Annotated in this window: 20 protein-coding genes; 10 read left to right on the top strand and 10 right to left on the bottom strand. The window is 56.0% G+C overall.

Annotation, left to right across the window (positions count from 1 at the left end; all coding sequences use genetic code 11):
- Positions 1-4: 4 nt before the first annotated feature.
- Entirely contained in the window at positions 5-397 is a 393-nt protein-coding gene (gene pcaC / locus TH468_RS09445; RefSeq protein WP_037991466.1) for a 4-carboxymuconolactone decarboxylase, read from the bottom strand.
- Positions 390-1,190, bottom strand: coding sequence for a 3-oxoadipate enol-lactonase (gene pcaD / locus TH468_RS09450; protein WP_085643523.1), 801 nt, complete (start codon positions 1,188-1,190; stop codon positions 390-392). Before pcaD ends, pcaC begins: the two co-directional genes overlap by 8 nt.
- A 128-nt stretch (positions 1,191-1,318) precedes the next feature.
- On the opposite strand from pcaD, the gene pcaQ reads away from it, so the two are divergent.
- From pcaQ to TH468_RS09480, 5 genes are all read left to right on the top strand, one after another.
- The gene (gene pcaQ, locus TH468_RS09455; RefSeq protein ID WP_085643525.1) at positions 1,319-2,260 is read left to right on the top strand and encodes a pca operon transcription factor PcaQ; all 942 of its coding nucleotides are present in this window, start codon (positions 1,319-1,321) and stop codon (positions 2,258-2,260) included.
- A gap of 234 nt (positions 2,261-2,494) precedes the next feature.
- Complete coding sequence (locus tag TH468_RS09465; protein WP_085643529.1) at positions 2,495-3,529, top strand: TRAP transporter substrate-binding protein; 1,035 nt, start codon at positions 2,495-2,497, stop codon at positions 3,527-3,529.
- Between the two features lie 95 nt (positions 3,530-3,624).
- The gene (locus TH468_RS09470; RefSeq protein WP_085643531.1) at positions 3,625-4,128 is read left to right on the top strand and encodes a TRAP transporter small permease; all 504 of its coding nucleotides are present in this window, start codon (positions 3,625-3,627) and stop codon (positions 4,126-4,128) included.
- Complete coding sequence (locus TH468_RS09475; RefSeq protein WP_085643533.1) at positions 4,121-5,512, top strand: TRAP transporter large permease; 1,392 nt, start codon at positions 4,121-4,123, stop codon at positions 5,510-5,512. Before TH468_RS09470 ends, TH468_RS09475 begins: the two co-directional genes overlap by 8 nt.
- 102 nt (positions 5,513-5,614) lie before the next feature.
- Positions 5,615-6,535 carry a helix-turn-helix domain-containing protein gene (locus TH468_RS09480; protein WP_085643535.1) on the top strand — a complete coding sequence of 307 codons (921 nt, stop codon included), beginning with the start codon at positions 5,615-5,617 and terminating at the stop codon, positions 6,533-6,535.
- A 36-nt stretch (positions 6,536-6,571) separates the two neighbouring features.
- Here TH468_RS09480 and TH468_RS09485 read toward each other — a convergent pair whose 3' ends face one another.
- From TH468_RS09485 to TH468_RS09500, 4 genes are all read right to left on the bottom strand, one after another.
- Positions 6,572-7,027, bottom strand: a complete 456-nt coding sequence (locus TH468_RS09485; RefSeq protein ID WP_062953068.1) for a host attachment protein — start codon at positions 7,025-7,027, stop codon at positions 6,572-6,574.
- A 148-nt stretch (positions 7,028-7,175) separates the two neighbouring features.
- The gene (locus tag TH468_RS09490; protein ID WP_139834675.1) at positions 7,176-8,009 is read right to left on the bottom strand and encodes an ABC transporter permease; all 834 of its coding nucleotides are present in this window, start codon (positions 8,007-8,009) and stop codon (positions 7,176-7,178) included.
- Positions 7,999-8,772: an ABC transporter ATP-binding protein gene (locus TH468_RS09495; protein ID WP_085643537.1), complete on the bottom strand. Its 774-nt coding sequence runs from the start codon at positions 8,770-8,772 to the stop codon at positions 7,999-8,001. The genes TH468_RS09490 and TH468_RS09495 overlap by 11 nt, the downstream gene beginning before the upstream one ends.
- A gap of 75 nt (positions 8,773-8,847) precedes the next feature.
- The gene (locus TH468_RS09500; RefSeq protein WP_246832277.1) at positions 8,848-9,918 is read right to left on the bottom strand and encodes an ABC transporter substrate-binding protein; all 1,071 of its coding nucleotides are present in this window, start codon (positions 9,916-9,918) and stop codon (positions 8,848-8,850) included.
- 279 nt (positions 9,919-10,197) lie between these two features.
- Here TH468_RS09500 and TH468_RS09505 point away from each other — a divergent pair, with 279 nt between their 5' ends.
- A complete protein-coding gene (locus TH468_RS09505; protein WP_085643541.1) occupies positions 10,198-11,412 on the top strand; it encodes a TIGR03862 family flavoprotein in 1,215 nt (404 codons plus the stop codon).
- Between the two features lies 1 nt (position 11,413).
- On the opposite strand, the gene TH468_RS09510 is transcribed toward TH468_RS09505, so the two are convergent.
- Positions 11,414-13,039 (bottom strand): DUF6119 family protein, encoded by a 1,626-nt coding sequence (locus tag TH468_RS09510; protein ID WP_168177108.1) that lies wholly within the window; start codon positions 13,037-13,039, stop codon positions 11,414-11,416.
- Positions 13,040-13,123: 84 nt separating this feature from the next.
- Entirely contained in the window at positions 13,124-13,315 is a 192-nt protein-coding gene (locus TH468_RS09515) for a hypothetical protein (RefSeq protein WP_085643545.1), read from the bottom strand.
- A gap of 237 nt (positions 13,316-13,552) precedes the next feature.
- Between TH468_RS09515 and TH468_RS09520 the strand changes: the two genes are divergently transcribed.
- From TH468_RS09520 to TH468_RS09530, 3 genes are read left to right on the top strand one after another with little or no spacing between them, the layout of a single operon-like run.
- Positions 13,553-14,974, top strand: a complete 1,422-nt coding sequence (locus TH468_RS09520) for an MFS transporter (RefSeq protein WP_085643547.1) — start codon at positions 13,553-13,555, stop codon at positions 14,972-14,974.
- Between the two features lie 45 nt (positions 14,975-15,019).
- Positions 15,020-15,475 (top strand): MarR family winged helix-turn-helix transcriptional regulator, encoded by a 456-nt coding sequence (locus TH468_RS09525; RefSeq protein WP_085643549.1) that lies wholly within the window; start codon positions 15,020-15,022, stop codon positions 15,473-15,475.
- Between the two features lie 28 nt (positions 15,476-15,503).
- Complete coding sequence (locus tag TH468_RS09530) at positions 15,504-16,283, top strand: siderophore-interacting protein (RefSeq protein WP_085643551.1); 780 nt, start codon at positions 15,504-15,506, stop codon at positions 16,281-16,283.
- Between the two features lie 8 nt (positions 16,284-16,291).
- Here the strand turns inward: TH468_RS09530 and TH468_RS09535 are convergent, their stop codons facing one another.
- Complete coding sequence (locus TH468_RS09535) at positions 16,292-17,209, bottom strand: LysR family transcriptional regulator (RefSeq protein WP_085643553.1); 918 nt, start codon at positions 17,207-17,209, stop codon at positions 16,292-16,294.
- Positions 17,210-17,357: 148 nt separating this feature from the next.
- Here TH468_RS09535 and TH468_RS09540 point away from each other — a divergent pair, with 148 nt between their 5' ends.
- Positions 17,358-18,206 carry an oxidoreductase gene (locus tag TH468_RS09540; RefSeq protein WP_085643555.1) on the top strand — a complete coding sequence of 283 codons (849 nt, stop codon included), beginning with the start codon at positions 17,358-17,360 and terminating at the stop codon, positions 18,204-18,206.
- A gap of 59 nt (positions 18,207-18,265) precedes the next feature.
- Here TH468_RS09540 and TH468_RS09545 read toward each other — a convergent pair whose 3' ends face one another.
- On the bottom strand, positions 18,266-18,934 hold the full coding sequence (locus TH468_RS09545; protein WP_085643557.1) for a hypothetical protein: 669 nt from the start codon (positions 18,932-18,934) through the stop codon (positions 18,266-18,268).
- Positions 18,935-19,037 lie beyond the last annotated feature (103 nt).

Genomic DNA, 19,037 nt, shown 5'->3' on the forward strand with positions numbered 1-19,037 from the left:
GCGTTTACTCTCCCTTGGCGGCCGCATCGATCTCGGCATAGGTTTGTTTGGCAATGCGGAATGCCGTATTGGCGGTGGGAACACCGGCATAGACCGCAACATGCATCAGAACTTCACGGATATCTTCACGCGTGGCACCGGTATTAAGCGTCGCACGGATATGCATCGCCAGTTCTTCTTCATGGCCAAGCCCGGCCAGAAGCGCGATGGTCACAATGCTGCGTTCGCGTTTGGTGAACGCATCGCTGGTCCAGACACCATTCCAGACATTCTCGGTGATGTAACGCTGAAAACCGGCATCGATTTCCGTGACATTCGCCGATGCGCGATCCACATGGGCATCGCCCAGAACGGAACGGCGGGTTTTCATACCTACTTCATACCGGTTCTCAGACAAGGTTCTTCTCCTTGATAAATCGGTCGATCAACCGGGAAAGCAATTCCGGGGTTTCAAGGCACGGCAAATGCCCGACCCCGTTTATAAGTTCGAATTGGGCACCGGGGATCATCCCGGCCATCTCGCGCACCACATCGGGCGGTGTCGCCAGATCATCCGATCCGCAAACACAAAGGACCGGAACAGAAATGCGGGTCGCGGCATCGCGCAGATCACCATCACGAAGGGCAACGCACGTTCCGACATAACCATCCACCGTGGTCCGCACCAGCATGTCGCGATACATCGCGGTTTCAACCGGCCGTTCACGGCGATATGTCGACGACAGCCACCGTTCGATAATCGCATCGCCAAGAACCTCGATACCACCTTCCCTGATGGCATTGATGCGCATGTTCCAGCCATCCGCATCGCCAAGTTTCGGCGCAGTATCGCAAAGGATCAGGCCGCGAACACGTTCTGGCACCAGTTCCGTGACCTTCTGCGCAATCAGTCCGCCAACCGACAAACCGCAGATGATGACGTCCTTGACGCCCAGATAATCCAGAAGCCCGATCAGGTCATTGGCATGCAGGTCGATATTGTAATCCGCCCCGCCAATGCCCGATAAACCATGCCCGCGCTTGTCATAGGTTATGGCGTTTAACCGGTCGGCAAAGGCCGGGGCAACATCGTTCCAGATACGCAGATCGGTACCCAGCGAATTTGAAAACACCAAAGCCGGGCCGTCTTTCGGGCCGGTCTGGCAATAATGGATATGTGTCCCGTTGATCGGGGCGACTTGTAAACTCATGTTTTCCACCCTGACTTGTTCCCCATAATCTGGCAGGCAGTTTTGGTTATGTAAAATGAGGATTTGCGTTAATTGCATAACTATACAATTATATAAACTTGCAAGATTTGATTTCTGGAATGGTACGCATGCTTGATCAACGCATTAAATTCCGCCATCTGACCTGCTTTCTGGAGGTCGCGCGCCAGCGCAGCGTCGTCAAGGCCGCCGACACATTATCCATCACCCAGCCGGCCGTTTCCAAAACCATCCGCGAGCTCGAAGAACATCTTGATGCCCGTCTGTTCGACCGCTCCAAACGTGGCGTCACACTGACCGATTTCGGCAAGGTGTTCCTGCGTTATGCCGGTGCCAGTGTCACCGCCCTGCGTCAGGGTGTCGACAGTATCAGTCAGGTGCGCATGCAGGGCGGGCTTTCGATCAATCTTGGTGTATTGCCAACCGTCGCCGCCAGCGTCATGCCAAACGCCATCCGCCGGTTCAAGGCGCTAAGCCCCGATACAACGGTCAAGGTCGTCGCCGGGCCAAACGTCATGCTGATGGGGCAGTTGCGCGTCGGCGAACTTGATCTGGTGGTCGGTCGCCTGGCCGAACCCGATCAGATGTCGGGTCTGTCCTTCATACATCTATATTCCGAACATATCTCGCTGGTTGCGCGGCCCGGTCATCCATTGCTGGCCGATAAAAACCCGGACATCACCCGCATCCGCGAATTTACCGTTCTGGTGCCCCCCAAACAGGCGATCATCCACCCGACCGTCGATAAAATGCTGATTGCCCACGGGATCGGTGCCCTGCCCGACCGGATCGAAACCGTTTCGACATCCTTTGGTCGCGCCTTTACCCGCGAAACCGATGCGATCTGGATCATCTCGAACGGGGCTGTGGCATCCGATATTGCCGAAGGCCATCTTGTCGAACTGCCGATTGATACCAGCGATACCTTTGGCCCGGTAGGTCTGACCACCCGCATCGACAGTCCGGTATCCCCGCCGGTCGAAATGCTGATCAATGCCGTCCGCGAAGAAGCCACCCTGCATCACGCGACCCATGCCCGCCATGATACATAATCATATGGTTATGAAAACAAGCGCCAATATCATTATACATAACCATGCGACGACCATTAGATTGATTACAAATTGGCATGACTGCTGTGCGTAAACGGCAAACATGCGAACAAAAAGAATAATAAAAACAACAAGAAAAAAAACTTCAGGAAAACTTTGCAGATAAAAAAACGCATCATGGCTGAGACGTTTGATGGCGTTTGGCAACGCCACGGGACGTTCAAAGGAGGAAAAATGAAACACATCACGAAATTGCTGACAGGTGCCGCCGTCGCGACCATGGTGTCGTTTGGCGCCCACGCACAGGAAGTCACACTGACCATCCAGCACTTCCTGGGGCCGAAAGCACCGGCACAGGCCCAGATGATGGAACCGTGGGCCAAAAAGATCGAAGAAGAATCAAACGGCCGCATCAAGTTTGAAATTTTCCCGTCCATGTCACTGGGCGGCAACCCGCCGGAACTGTATCGTCAGGTCCGTGATGGTGTCGCCGATATCGTCTGGACCCTGCCGGGTTACACCCCGGGCGTCTTCCCGCGCACCGAAGTTTTCGAACTTCCGGGTGTTCATCTGGGGGATGCACGCGCGACCAACCTCGCGATCTGGGACATGATGGAAGACATGGCACCGGACCTTAAAGACATTCATCCGCTGGCTGTCCACGTCCATGCCGGTCAGGCCATCCACCTGACCCAGAAAGAAGTCCGCACCGTTGCCGATGTCAAAGGCCTCAAACTGCGTACACCGACCCGTACCGGTTCCTGGGTGATTGAATCCTGGGGCGCAGAACCGGTTGGCATGCCGGTCCCGGCCCTGCCGCAGGCCATGTCGCTTGGCGTGGTTGACGGCGGCCTTGTTCCGTTCGAAGTCGTCCCGCCGCTGAAACTGGCTGAACTGGTTTCCTATTCCGTCGAAGGCCAGGGCGTTAATTCCCGCTTCGGTACCTCGGTCTTCCTGTTCGCCATGAACAAGGACCGTTACGAAAGCCTGCCCGACGATCTCAAGGAAATCATCGACCGTAACTCCGGCCGCGATTTTGCCGCCCAGATCGGTGATGTTTTCAATAATGTCGAAGAAGTCGGCAAGAAAATGATCAACGATGGCAAGGGTCAGGTTGTTGAACTGACGCCCGAAGAAAAAGCGACCTTTGACGATGCATCCGCATCGGTTGTTGATCGCTGGATCGAAGAAGCCAAATCGAACGGCATCGACGGTGCCGCACTGGTCGAAAAGGCCAAGGCTGCCGTTCTCGCCCATACCGAGCAGTAATCTCTCCAGATTACTGGCAAATCTGACAGGGTTACGTATCATCACGTTACGTAACCCCGTTTTCCCGCAAGATTGCCCGCGAGAATGAATGACAGATGAAACACGTGCTTAACAAGGCCGCATCATGGCTTGCCGTGGCGGGTGGTTTTTTGGCCCTGCTGATCGCGGTGGTAACCATCGTCAACGTTACCGCATTCGGCCTGGACAAACTCGCGCGCCTGTTTGGTGCGAATTTCCCGGCAATTATCGGCTATGAAGACTTCGTCAGTATGATTGTCAGCTCGGCAGCCCTGATGTTCTTCCCCTATTGCCAGACCCGCTACGGCCATGTCGCCGTCGATGTCTTTATCAAAATGTTTCCCCAATGGTTCGCGCGCGGCGTGGATATCATCTCGGGCGTCCTGATGACGCTTCTGGCCCTGTTCCTTGGCTATATGATGATCCACGGCCTGATCGAAGTCCGCAGCGACAATACCCTGTCGGCAATTCTGGGTTGGCCGATCTGGCCGTTCTATGTGCCGGGCATCGTATCGATGTTCCTGTGGGCGCTGATTGCCGCAAGCCAGATTTTCGAAAGCGAGGCCCCGGCCAATGTCTGAACGCGAATTAATCGGCCTTGGCGGTCTCGGACTGCTGTTCTTTATCCTGGCGCTGCGCGTTCCGGTCGGGCTTGCCATGATCGGTGTCGGGATCGGCGGCAACTATGTGCTTAGCCTGTTTTTCCCGTTCCTGCGCTTTGAACCCTATCTGCAACAGTTCAAGTCCCTGTTTTACGGGATTGTCTCGAACTATGAACTGTCGGTCGTGCCGTTATTTGTCCTGATGGGCTACCTCGCCAGTCAGGCCAACCTGTCACGCGATCTGTTTCAGGGCGTAAACGCCATTCTGGGTCGTTTCCGGGGTGGTGTCGCCATGGCCGCCATCGGGGCGTGTGCCGGGTTTGGCGCGGTTTGCGGATCATCGCTTGCGACCGCATCGACCATGGGCAAGGTCGCCCTGCCCGAATTGCGCCGCCTGAATTATTCGCCGCGCCTTGCCACCGGCACGCTGGCAGCGGGCGGCACGCTTGGCATTCTGATCCCGCCGTCCGTCGCACTAGTGATTTACGCCGTCACGGTCGAGGCATCGATCATCCAGATGTTCCAGGCGGCAATCATCCCCGGTTTGCTGGCGGTGGTGTTCTTTATGGGTGTAATCGCCATTCAGGTCCGCCTGAACCCAAGCCTTGCCCCGATCCCCGAACCGATGGAACCGGCCGAACGCCGCGAGGCATTACTGCGCCTGATCCCGGTCATGGTGATTTTCGGCTCGATCATTCTCGGTCTTGGGGCTGGTCTGTTCACCCCGACCCCGGCGGCCGGTGTGGGTGTGTTTGCCATTCTGGTTTACGGCGCCTATATGCGCCTGCGTGGCAAGGGTGGCCTGACATTTTCCGGCCTGAAACAGTCGCTGCGCGATACGGCTGTCACCACCTCGATGATTTTCTTCATCCTGCTGGGTGCCGAAATCCTCAAGGGTTTCTTCAGCCGTGCCAACCTTCCGGCCTATATGGCCGAGGCCGCCGCGACCAGCGGACTTGATCCATGGCTGATCATGGTTCTGATGCTGCTCGCCCTGATCGTTCTGGGCTGCTTCATGGAAAGCCTGTCGATGATTGTTGTGATCATCCCGTTCTTCTGGCCGGCCTTGGTCGATATCAATGGCGGGGATTGGGCAACGGCGGCAACGGCGGCCTATGGCATGGGGGCCGAAGACCTTAAAATCTGGTTCGGTATTCTCGCCCTGATTGTCGTGGAGCTGGGATTGATAACGCCACCGGTGGGATTGAATGTGTTCATCATCAACGCCCTTGCCGATGGCGTCCCCATGAGCCAGACCTTCCGCGGTGTCATGCCCTTCTTTGCCGCGGAAATTCTGCGTATTCTGCTGCTGATCTTTGTGCCGGTGCTAACCCTGTTTGTGCCGACATTGCTCGGCGGTTAGCAACGCGCATCATAAGCTTCCGAAAAGCCCGCCCGATCTGGCGGGCTTTTCTTTTGGTCAAACCCGAAAACCGCTAGACTGTCCCAAAGCAAACAGCAAAACATGATCATGGTCGCAACCCGCAACAGCATTCCGGTCTACAAGCTTTACGGTGAAACCGGCGAAACCGCGCCCGGAACCGCCGAACAGATTGCCATTTCCGAACCGGAATTTTTCCATCTCGAAAGCATCCCGTCGCGATCCAAACTGCATGACCTGCACATCCAGCCGCACCGTCATGCCAATCTGTTTCAGCTGCTTTACATCACACGCGGCCATGCCGGGATCGAATTTGACGACCGGCAATTCACCATGCAGGTCGGGCAGATCCTCACCATGCCGCCCGGCACCGTTCACGGCTTTCGCTTCAGCCCCGATATCGATGGCTGGGTCATTTCACTGACCGATTACCATTTGCAGGAAATCCTTTCCCCCGCCCCCAAACTGCTTGCGCGCCTTGACCGGCCGCTTTGTGTCGATGCATCGGGAACCGCCGATCAGCCCGGCCCTACCGATTTCCTGATCCGCCAACTGGTCGCAGAATATTACGGACATAATACCGGGCGGTTATATGCACTGCGCAACATATTGGGGTTGCTGTTGCTCGGCATCGGCCGCGATGCCCCGTCGGGCGACCCGGCGCGGCTGAGCCGCAAGGAACAGAAAACTGCCAAGTTCCGCAAATTCCAGTCGCTGATCGAAACCTTCTACAAACAGCACAAACCGCTGGAATTCTACGCCCGCGAAATCGGCATCACCACGACACAGCTAAACCGCATTGCCAAGGACATCTATGGCATGACCGCCATCGAAGTCGTCCATCATCGCCTGATCCTGGAAGCCAAACGCACCCTGATCTATACCGACATCGCGGTTCAGCAGATCGCCGATGAACTGGGCTTTCGCGATGCCGGATATTTTTCGCGCTTTTTCGCCAAAAAGGCCGCGATGTCACCGATGCAATTCCGACAGGATCACCGATAACATCCCGGCCTTGATATGCCGTTTAAGGACTACGGGTTAAAGCCAGCCACCCGTCCCGCTCAGATGCTTGGGCAAGTCATCAAGCGGTATCTTGGTCAGATCCTTGACGATTTCCCCGTCAAGCGCCTCGGCCAGGGGTTTGGGCATTTTATTACGCACCTCACCCATCACCTTGGGCGGGGCAATCACGATCAGATTGTCGAACTTGCCATGCTTGCGCTTGTCGGTCAGGTAATTGACGACATCATCGACAAATTCCATCTGCGCATGTTCATGCGGGTCGGTCGATGGTGGCATGGCGTGGCGCTGCTGGTTGCCGCCGGGATTGTTAAAACCGCGTCCCGGTTTGTCACTGGCGATTTCCCGGCTGGACCTGTTATCAGCCTGCATTTCCGTGACCGTTTCCAGATGCCGTCCTTCGGCATCAAACGTGACGGCCACCACATGGGCGCGACCGCCGTCGGCAACAAGTATCCATTGGTTTTTATGCATATTAACCTGCCTTTCTGTTGCGACTGTCCCCGGAACGTCCCCCACCCGATCAAGGTTCCATAAAAGTCGTTTTCAACATCAGGCCACAGAACAAAAAGGCCGGTCCGCATGTCCGAACCGGCCTTTGATATCGTTGATCAGGATCGGCTTATCGCCACGCCAGCAACCAGCGATCCAGACGCCCCAGCAACCACGAAACACATAAACCCAAAAGCGATAAAACCACCACACCGGCAATAAGCTGATCGGTCTGATACAGGTTCCCGGCTGCCAGGATCAGCGCCCCGATGCCGTATTGCGCCCCGATCATTTCGGCCGCGATCAGAAGGATAATCGCGATCGACGATGAAATACGGAACCCCGACAGGATGGTCGGCAACGCACCGGGCAGGATGATCTTGCGGATCACCGACCACATCGGCAGATCAAAGCTCTGCCCCATGCGGATCAGGTTGCGCTGCACGTTATCCACCCCGCCGAATGTATTGATCACGGTCGGGAAAAACACGCCAAAGGCAATGGTGGCAAATTTCGATGGTTCACCAATGCCAAACCAGATGATGAAAAGCGGCAGAAGCGCGATTTTCGGGATCGGGAAAAGGGCCGATACAAACGCCACGCCGGGCGACCGCGCCCAGCTAAACATCCCGACCAGAAAACCGACAAAAAGCCCGGCCACCGTCCCCATGATCCAGCCGCCAACAAGCCGCTGCAACGATGCGCCAAGATGCAGCCAAAGATCACCCGTGACAATCAACTGCCAAAGCGCCTTGGCGACCGCAACCGGGCTTGGCATCGCAAGTTCACTGATCACACCCGTACTTGATCCCAATTGCCAAAGCGCAATCACGGCCACAAAAAAGCCCCATGCCGCCACCGGATTGGCCTTGGGGTTAAAGCCCGTGGCACGAAACCGCACATGGCTTGCCGGTGACGCCGCACTTTGGGGTTCTGCCCGGACTTCGCTGATATCATGCGACATTTTCAAGCTCCTTATCGGCCGCAATCGCCTCATCCCGGATCAGGTTCCAAAGGGCGCTCTCATGCGCGATCAGCTCCGGCATGCCCTCGCGCCGCTCTGCAATCGGAATATCGATTGTATGGATTTCCTTGATCGTGCCGGGGCGACGGCGCAATGCCACCACCCGGTTGGCCAGTCGCACCGCCTCGTTCAGGTTATGCGTCACATAAACCGCCGTCATGCCGGTCCGCGCAAACAGGGCGGCAAATTCATCCAGCAGCAAAATCCGCGTCTGCGCATCAAGGGCCGATAGCGGCTCGTCCATCAGCAAAACCGCCGGGCGCACCGCCAACGCACGCGCAATCCCGACCCGCTGCTTCATCCCGCCCGAAAGCTGCTTCGGGTACGCATCACGGAAATCCCAAAGATTGGTCTGCTCCAGAACCTCTGCCACCCGCGCATCGCGGTCCGCCTTGGATAATCCGTGGTCTTCAAGCACAAGGCTGATATTGCCCGCCACCGTCCGCCACGGCAAAAGCGCGAAATCCTGAAACACATAAGTCAGCGGGTTAAGGCAGCCGTCCGGCGTCGCCTTATCACAAATCAGAATCTCGCCACGTGTCGGGGCCAACAACCCGCCAATGATCGATAACAATGTCGATTTGCCGCAGCCCGACGGCCCGATCAGGGCGACGACCTCGCCCGGTTCGATCCCGAAATCGATATCGCGCAGCGCCTCGACCTGATCATATGAATGGCAAATGCCCTTGATTTGCAGCCGCATGGCACAATCCGTTTATCTGAAATCTACAAATGAAACGACCGGGCCAGAAGATGGCCCGGTCGGGAAAATATCGGCTTACTCGGTCAAGGCCGGGATAAAGCTGGTATCGATGAATTTCGCCGGATCGGCATCGGCGGAAACAAAGCCGCGATCCTGATACCATTTGACCTGCGCCTTCACATCGGCAACGTCAAGTCTGGCTTCTTCGGTCATGAACATCGCGCCATTGCGGATTTTCGGATAGGCCTTGTCCGCCGGATCGTTGGCATAGACATATTTATGCACGATCTCCAAAATCTCCTGCGTGGTGTCGCTCTCAACAAGCTTGCCATCCGCATCGGTCGCCAGAAGGGCTGCGCGGTAATCCGCCACACCCTTCTGATAGGCGCGCACGAATTTCTCGACCATCTCGCGGTTTTCTTCGACATTCTCGGTCGATGTAAACAGACCACCCACCTGATAAGGCACGTAATCCTTCACCCAGCCGATAATATGCGCCGCCCCGGCATTGGCCAGCGGCTTTGCGATATGCGGCACGATGATCATGCTATCGACCTGCCCGCTTTTAAGCGCGCCGATCATGTTGGGAACCGACTGCAACGGTTTAAGCGACATGCTTTCCGGGTCAAACCCGGCCTTCTCCGCCACATTGCCGATCATGTAATGGAAACTTGATCCGACCTGCGACAGGGCAAAGCTATGACCCGGCAATTTATCAACCGACGTAAGCCCGGCCTCAAACGCCGCATTGGATGCCAGAATGGCCGATCCGTCATAACCCGGATCTTCATGCAACTGCGCACCAATAACCTTAAGCGCCCCCTTGGCCGCAAGGTTAAAGAAACCGCCCGTGAACGCCGTCACGCCAAAATCGGCATCGCCCGATGCAATCGCAACCGCAACCGGCTGGGCCGCCTGAAAGATCGAAATCTCGGCATCAAGGCCCTCGTCGGCAAGGTAACCCTTTTCCTTGGCAATAAATAACGGCGCGCTTGAAACAAACGCCAGTGCCGCAATATCAACCTTCTCATTGGCTTGTGCGGCCTGTGCGCCAAACGCCACAAGGGCGCTCGCCCCCATCGCCAGTGCGGCAACCGATCCACGCGCCAGCCGTGCCGCGCCAGCCATTCCCCTCATCGAAAGCATGTTTCCTCCACAGGATCATTTTTTTGAATGCATTATAACCTTCGGAATTTTGTTAGCCGATTTATCGACAAATTGCCAATCTTTGCCGCATTTTTCCGCCAAAAGGGTCGATTTCACCCTTAATGCGCAAGTCACAGCGAACCCTATTTCCGCCAAGGTCGAATTTGCGCGGGTCTCCCGCCCTTCCCGCTCCCCGTCTGCGAACAATCCCGCAAATTGCCATCCCCCGCCAAACCGGCTAAAACCGCCAGACACAAACCCAGCACTCAAAGGCCCCGCATGTCATCAAACCCGGACACCCCAACCCCAAAACCAAACGGCAAAACCGCGATGATCATTGGGGCGGGTCCGGCGGGGCTGATGGCGGCTGAACGGCTGGCCAGGTCCGGTCATGCCGTGATGATCTATGAAGGCATGCCAAGTGCCGGGCGCAAATTCCTGATGGCCGGGAAATCGGGGCTCAACATCACCCATGCCGAAGACCTCGAAACGTTTTTGTCGCGCTATGGCACCTCGCGCGCACGGCTCGAACCGCACTTACGCAAATTCGGCCCCAACGAAATCCGCGAATGGTGTGCCGGGCTTGGCATCGAAACCTTTGTCGGCTCCTCTGGCCGCGTCTTTCCGACCGCGATGAAGGCAAGCCCGCTTTTGCGCGCATGGCTTAGGCGTCTGGATGGTTTGGGTTGCAAAATCCATTACCGCCATTACTGGACCGGCTGGGATGAAAACCAGAATGCCGTTTTCAAAACCCCGGACGGCGAAGTGACTGCAACGGCCGATATCACCGTTCTGGCATTGGGCGGCGGAAGCTGGAAACGGCTGGGATCGGATGGCAAATGGATGGAAATCCTTAAATCCGCCGGGATCAGATGCAACCCGTTCAAACCGGCCAATTGCGGCTTTGACGTCGCCTGGACCGATCATCTGACCGAAAAATGCGCGGGCGCCCCGGTCAAGGCCGTGACGCTGACGGTTAAAACCAAATCCGGCCCGCAAACCGTGCGCGGCGAATTCGTGATTTCCAGAACCGGGATCGAAGGCAGTGCCGTCTATGCCATCTCGGCAGCCCTTCGCGATCAATGGCTTGAAACCGGCGATGCTACCGTCACGCTTGACCTAACACCCGACCGCGACCTGGCCGACGTCACCACGCGCTTAAACAAACCACGCGGCAAAAACTCGCTTGGCAATCACCTGCGCAAAACGCTCGGTCTGGACGCCACCAAAACCGCCCTCGTTTTCGAAGTCACCCCCCGCGAAACCCTGAACGACCCTGCCAAACTCGCAACCGCGATCAAGGCCCTGCCGCTTAAAATCACCAAACCCCGCCCGATTGACGAAGCAATCAGCACGGCGGGCGGCGTCGCATGGGAAGAACTCGACGACACCTTCCAACTCAAAAAACGCCCCGGCACCTATTGCCTGGGCGAGATGGTCGATTGGGAAGCGCCGACAGGGGGGTATTTGTTGAGTGGGTGCTTAACAATATAAATCAATGCAGCGAGATGAACCGGACGACAACATCATAATTCATCGTCAGAATGTACCGAGATTCTTCACTAAATGTTGCCTTACTGAAAAAAGGTATACTGAACTCGTTATTAGCGCGCGGTCGATCAGCAATCCAATATTCGACAGTCCACTTCTCATTTTCATCAAATATCGCGGAATGCAATTGATCTGCCTTGTCGTCACCATAATTCTCACGGACGTACTGTACCATTGCTTGCCTTACCAACGGAAAGCACTTGATGTTTCGGGCGGAGTTAGAACCCTGCTTGAAAAAATGGCTCAGAACACTTGATCGACGTGAGCTTTTCTTCACATGAATTAACCGCCTCCCTTTTATATCTAGTAAATCACAAACTTCGAAACCGGAGTTTGGCACTGAAGGAACTTTTATCATAACCGTGTCAAAAACTACGTAGTCAAGTTCCTTACCAATTGAAGCATTGTAGTCGCCTTCCGCTTCATACACCCCGTCACCATTACCACCATATATTCCCTTTAGAGGGCGCGGTCGGGTCACGCCCGCCCAGTTTCTGTGGGCAGTATCGAATACCTGAACCACATCCTTCTGGAAAGCTTGGTCTAATCTGTACCATTCACCTTCATTGAGAGCATAAAGGCCATCTTCATGAATAAGGCTCCCAACTAAGGACTGACGCAAAGACCAAGTTCTGTTCGGTCTATCCTCTTCCTGAAACAGAGCTATGACTTTATGCTTTTTAAGCATGTCCGTCGAAAGTTCTTCAACTTTATCTCCAAGAGCCTCCAAATAATCACTGAGACGTAAGTCTGGATAACCGCCTTTCAAATTAGGCCCCTGAAAACTGTACATAATTGACTCGTCTGCGAGAGTTATTGGCAAACCAAACTCAAAGTCACCGAGCTGATCTTTGATGTGCTGAACTGTCTGTTGGTCCAGTATGTCCACAACCCCCTTGTCCCTTATTGGACGAATGACGTCCAAAGCTACAAAGCTGGTTTTTTTATAAAATTCTGCTCCAAATAGCTCCAGAGCTTCCTCAGCTAGAGCAGGCAAGTCGGATAGTTCAAATTCACCAGTAAGTTTTAGGGATTGCGCACCCGACATAGTTTCGGCAGCACTGTCTTCAAGAGCATCTCCGCCAACACGACGAACCAAGTTTAAGGCAGCCTCTAGGCCAAATGAGTTCAGATCACGCTTAAACGGTGAAAGCTCCATCCCTCTTATGGCATCGCTTAGATTAGCACGCTCCAGCTTCTGCAAACGCTTATCATCAAGGGCATTAATTGCAGCTCTCAGCCCAAAATCTGCTTCAAGCTTTCTGTCATCCAGATACATCCAGCCGAATGCAAACGTACAAGCAAAAACTCTCCCGGCAGCTTTAAAAATCAGGACAGCGCTGCTTGATTTGGTACCGATTTCAAAACCAATTTCAAAGTGGTGCGCCAAGCGCTTATACCAAACAGGAACCTGCTCGTGCCCTTGAAAAACAAATAGCTTCCCACCTTCACCATAAAGGGGGAGTTCCTTAGAAAAGCGAATTTTTCCTCTAGCCGTTTCGGTTAGTGTGTCTTCGAAATTTTCGATCTCCGACTTAACCAAATACAAAGTGAAAGTTAGCTTTGCCAATATCCTGCCCCCGAATTTCCCCGAAAAGCCCAACCGAGCAGGAGCAAATTTATCCTCCCCAGCACGACCAGTTAGCTATTCCCCTCAATGACAATGCACCGACCCAGCCTTGTTATCCATATGGCAACATTGCCCCGGCGGGGAGCTTTTGCGGCAGCCGCCGCCATGTTCAACCGCCTGATCAAACGCGATTGAACCCTGTGCGACATATGTCGACACCGGCGCGGCCCCCATCGCAAACAGCGCACTGATCCCTAAAGCCATCATTATCTTCATCAATCTGTCCTCCCTTATTCGCCCTGAATGATACACCTCTAATATACCTTCGAATACTACCCCTAAGGACAGCCCCGAAAACAAGTTGACAAAATCAACCACATTTTATATTAGTTGATAAAGTCAACCATATAGCTGTGCCCGCAACCGCGATATCGGGTGGCATTTTGCCCCGTTTGCCCGCTCCTCGCGCCGCCTCTTGCCATCGCACGCTTTGTTTTCGGAATGTTGCCCCACATGAAGATATCAAAAACCATCCACGCCGACGGATTGCCGCAGCCCCAGCGGTCATTCGCCATGATCGCCGTGTTACTGACCGTCATGATGGCCGTGCTTGACGGGTCGATCATGAATGTCGCCCTACCCGCCATCGCGCAGGATCAGAATGTCAGCCCGGCGCACGCCATCTGGGTCATCACCGCCTATCAGTTGGCGGTTGTCGTCGCCCTGCTGCCGCTATCCGCCCTTGGCGAGGCGATTGGCTTTCGCAAGGTCTATCTGGCCGGGATGGTGATTTTCGGCATTGCGTCCGCGCTTTGCGCCTATTCCCCCAATATCGAATTCCTGACCTTCGCCCGCGTGTTGCAGGGTCTGGGTGGTGCGGCGCTGATGAGCATCAACGCAGCCCTTATGCGCCACAGCGTCCCGCAGGCAAAGCTTGGCCGGGCCATCGGGCTGATTGCCATGGTGGTGTCGATCTCGGCTGCGGCCGGGCCGACCATCGCCTCGGCCATTCTGGCGGTCACGACATGGCACTGGCTGTTTCTGATCAATATCCCGATTTCGATCATCGCCATTGTCCTTGGCACCTTTGCCCTGCCCTATACCAAACCGACCCGCACCCGGTTTGATTACATAAGTGCGTTCCTGAACGTGCTGGCCTTTGGCGGGCTGATTTCGGCGCTCGGCAATGTCGGCACCCAAAGCCACCCGATGCTGATCGCGGGCCAGTTCGTGATAGCAATCACCGCCGGGTTCTTCCTTGTCCGCCGCCAGTTTTCGCGCGAACGCCCGATGCTGCCGCTTGATCTGCTCGCCCGTCCGGTCTTTGCCTGCTCCATCGGGTCGTCCATCGCGGGCTTTTGCGCGCAATTCATCGCCTTTGTCGCACTCCCATTCTATTTCCATGACGTGCTGCATTATAGCGCGGTCGATACCGGCCTTCTGATGACGCCATGGCCCGTCGCCACCGCCATCATCGCCCCCATTGCCGGGCGGCTGGCCGATCGATATTCGCCGATCCATCTGACCGGCATCGGCATGGGGATTTTTGCCATCGGCCTGTTTGCCGTCACCCTGATCCCGGCCGGAAGCCCGCATACCGCCCTTGCGATCATTGCCTGCCTGATGATCTGCGGCGTTGGTTTTGGCCTGTTCCAGTCGCCCAATAACCGTCTGATGATGACAAGCGCCCCACGGGACAGAAGCGGCGGTGCCGGCGGCATGCTCGCCACCGCCCGTCTGACCGGACAATCGGTTGGTGCGGCCCTTGCCGCAATCCTGATCGGCACGGGGGGTGCGTTTGATCTGACCGCGATCATGGGGGTTGCGGCGGGCTTTGCCCTGATCTCGGCCGCCATTTGCGAGGGCCGCAAATATGCGATCCGCACCGGCATCATCGCCCCGCATGGTGCGGATGCCGTCGCCAAGCAGTCATGACAAACCCCGCAACACCTTGCGCACTGGCAAGACAGAAACATATCGATGAGTAAGCCAATGGAAACGCCAACAACACCTAATGCGCATGTCCCCGGCGAAACCCTTCACCGGCTTGTCCATGCCTTCAAGCGTGCCATGCGCGAAGGTTTGCAGGATGCCGATATGCCGCTTCCGATCTCGCAGATGCGCACGCTGAAATGGATCATCAAAAGCCCCGGCGTCACCGCACAGCAAATCGCCACCCGCACCGGGCAGGACAAGGGCCGCATCACGCGGCTTATCAAGGAACTCGAAGAAAACGGATTGATCGAACGCCGCCCCCATCCCGAAGACGGGCGAAGCCAGACACTGCATTTGACGCCAAAGGGCGATGCGCTGATGGAAGAATACCGTGCCGTAGAAGCCAAAATCCGCACGCGCATGGCCAATGGTTTAAGCCAGAAACAAATCACGGATTTCAACGAAATTGCCAGCCTGATGGCCGACAATCTGGAATCCTGAAAACAGATAATCCCTACAGGAGCTTGGAATGAACAGACCAGCACCCCGCGATCTGACCGTGATCGGAAAAACCTATGTCACGCCCAATATGCTGCGCGTGACGCTTGGCGGTGACGGCATCGCATCCTTCCCCGACGATCAGGAAAGCGCCTATGTCAAACTGATCTTCCCGATTGACGGCGACGAAAAGGATCGCGTTCTGCGCCGGACCTATACCGTGCGTCATGACCGCACCACCGATCAGGGCCGCGAGATTGACATCGATTTCGTCATGCATGGCGATGGTTCCGATGATAACGATCACGGCGGCCCGGCCTCGAACTGGGCGGTCAATTGCAAACCCGGTGATCTGATCACCATCGGCGGCCCCGGCCCGAAAAAGCTGGTTGATCCCACCGCCGACTGGTTCCTGATTGTCGGCGATATGACGGCCCTGCCCGCCATTTCGGTCAATCTGGAAACCTTGGCCCCCGATGCGCGCGGTTACGCCGTGATCGAAATCGCGTCCGAGGCCGACATGCAGGATTTGCAAAAGCCCGAAAACGTCACCATCGAATGGGTGATCAACCCGCATCCGGGCGAAAATGCCAATGCCCTGCCCGATGTCGTCAAAAAACTGCCCTGGGCCGATGGCCGCCCGTCGGTCTGGGCCGCATGCGAATTTACCGCGATGAAAATGCTGCGCGATCATTTCCGCAATGACCGCGGGCTTGGCAAGGATGATCTTTATATCTCAAGCTACTGGAAACTTGGCCTGAACGAAGACAACCACAAGGTCATCAAGGCCGAGGACGCGCAGGCCGCCTGACATGCGGGCTATGCGTCGCGGCCTTCCTGATGGCAATGACGCAGAAAATCGATCAAGGCACGAACAGCGGGCGGTGTCGCCCGCTGCTTCGGATAATAAAGATACCAGCCCGGAAAGGGCGGTGAAAATTCTTCCAGAACCGGCACAAGCGACCCGTCATCGATCATCGGCTGCATCCAGCGCGACGACCAATAGGCAAACGCAATCCCCACCCCCTGTGCCGCCGCTTTCAACGCCGTATCACGGTGCGACACGATCAACGGCCCATCAACCGCAACGCTGATCCATCGCCCGTCAACGCAAAACTCCCAGTTATAAAGCTTCCTGCGCCCCGGTTTGCGCCAATTGATGCATTTATGCCCGTGCAGATCGGCTGGTGTTTGCGGCACACCATATCGCGCCAGATAATCGGGCGACGCCACGGCAAGCTGATGGATATCCGGGCCAAGCCTGACCGCGACCATATCCTTTTGCAGCAATTCGCCCAGCGTAATGCCAAGGTCATATCCGGCATCCACGATATCAAGCGGAGCATCCTCGATCACAAGTTCCAGAACCACATCGGGATATTTTTCGTGAAACGCGCCAAGCCACGGCTCGATCTGGGTGGCAAGCGCAAGCCTTGGCAGCAAAAGCCGCACCGTCCCCGCCGGTCGCCCCTGAAACTGCATGATATCTTCGACCGCAAAGGCCATTTCGGCCATCGCCGGACGAAACCGTTCAAAAAGCCGTTTTCCCGGCTCGGTCAGTGATGTGCTGCGCGTGGTCCGCTGCAAAAGATTCACACCCAGCCGGTCTTCAAGATTGCCGATTGTCTGGCTTAACGACGATGCCGAAATGCGCAGCCGTGCCGCCGCACGCCTGAAATTGCCCTCTTCGACCACGGCGACAAAGGCTTCAAGTTCGGCATATTCCCGCCCGCGCATAATGCATTCCTTTTTAAACAGTCCATGCAGACTTTAACCCATATACCAAACAATCAGATATCACTAGCCTTGGTCATCACATCACGACAGATCACGTCCCCAGGCCTGCCTCGCTTGGCTTGCCTGACTGCACAAAGGACCATCGCGAATGACCACGAATACAAATCCGAAAAACATCCTGATTACCGGTGTCAGTTCCGGCTTTGGCCGCGCCTTTGCCACGGCGGCAGTCGCCGAAGGCCACCATGTCATCGGCACGGTCCGCAAACAGGCCGACCTTGCCGCCTTCACCGCCCTGTCCCCGGCACAGACCACCGGCATCATCCTTGATGTGACGGATTTTGATGCCATCCCCGACGCGATCAAGAAGATCGAAACCGATATCGGCCCGATTGACGTTCTGATCAACAATGCCGGATATGGTCACGAAGGATTGCTTGAAGAATCCCCGCTTGCCGAACTCGAAGCCCAATTCCGGGTCAATGTGTTTGGCGCGGTCGCGATGATCAAGGCCGTCCTGCCCCATATGCGCAGTCGGAAACGAGGCCATATCCTCAATGTCACCTCGATGGGCGGCTTCATCACCATGCCCGGCATTTCCTACTATTGCGGCAGCAAATTCGCCCTCGAAGGCATCAGCGAAACGCTTGCCAGCGAAGTCGCCGGGCTTGGCATTCATGTCACCGCGATTGAGCCGGGATCATTTCGCACCGACTGGGCCGGGCGTTCCATGGTCCGCTCCGACCGCAGCATTTCCGATTATGACTCCCTGTTTGATCCGATCCGCGATGCCCGGCAGAAGAAAAGCGGCAATCAGGCCGGTGACCCCGCCAGGGCCGCAAAGGCGGTGATGGATATCCTGAATGCCCCCAATCCGCCGGTGCATCTGCTGCTGGGGCGCGATGCGCTGTCGCTGGTGCGCACCAAACTTGATGACCTGCAAGCCGAGTTCAACACGTGGGAACACGTCACCACATCAACGGATTTTGACGCTTGACCGGCCTTTGCGCCCGCCGTCACCGGCAGTTGCGGTTGCAACATTCACGTGATCCGACCTCAGATATAGCGCGAATGCAGCCTTGCCATCCGGCGGCGGGCGAAAAAGCCGGTATGCTGGGTGGTCTGGACTTCTTCGGGGCGCAACTGGCCGTTTCGGTCGTAAATAAAGCTCCGGCTGGCCCCGATCACCCCTTTTTCCGAGCTATAAACCCCGATCACGATAATCTCGACCCGGCAATCCTCGCCGTTGCGGACCGGATTGCAGGCCACCGCATCTTCGTAATCACGCCGGGTCGCGTGATCAAACCGCCGTAACAGGCGCTGCATCGCGCCCAGTTCAATACACCGCCCCGATGGCAACGGCCCCTGCAATGTCACCTCGTCCAGCCGTGCCGAAAGGGCCGTCTTTTTATTCTGGTCATTCTGCTCATTCTGGCGCGTGCCATCATCCGGGTCGGCATCGGTCACAAGCTGGCAAACGCGGTTTTCCCCGCCACCAAGGCACATCACCACCGTTTCGATATGGATCGCTTCCTGACTCATATTGCTGATCAGGAACCGCGCATTTTCCGAATTCCCCAGCATCTGGTTGATCACGATTTTGGGCCGCCGCACCCGGCGGTAATTCTGAAACAGCAATTGCGCATAGAAAATCCACACCAGCAAAGTCGCAAGGCTGACCGCGGTCTGAAGCAATGTGCTGTGCTGTTCGATCCAGTCAATCATGCCTGTCCTTTGAAATGAAACAAAGCCGGTAACGGGTGCTCGCCCCTTTTCCCAACGTGCCCGACACGTTTTTGTTTCACATCGCATCAACATCAGGACCCGA

This window comes from Thalassospira sp. MCCC 1A03138, from assembly GCF_002115785.1.
Lineage (GTDB): Bacteria > Pseudomonadota > Alphaproteobacteria > Rhodospirillales > Thalassospiraceae > Thalassospira.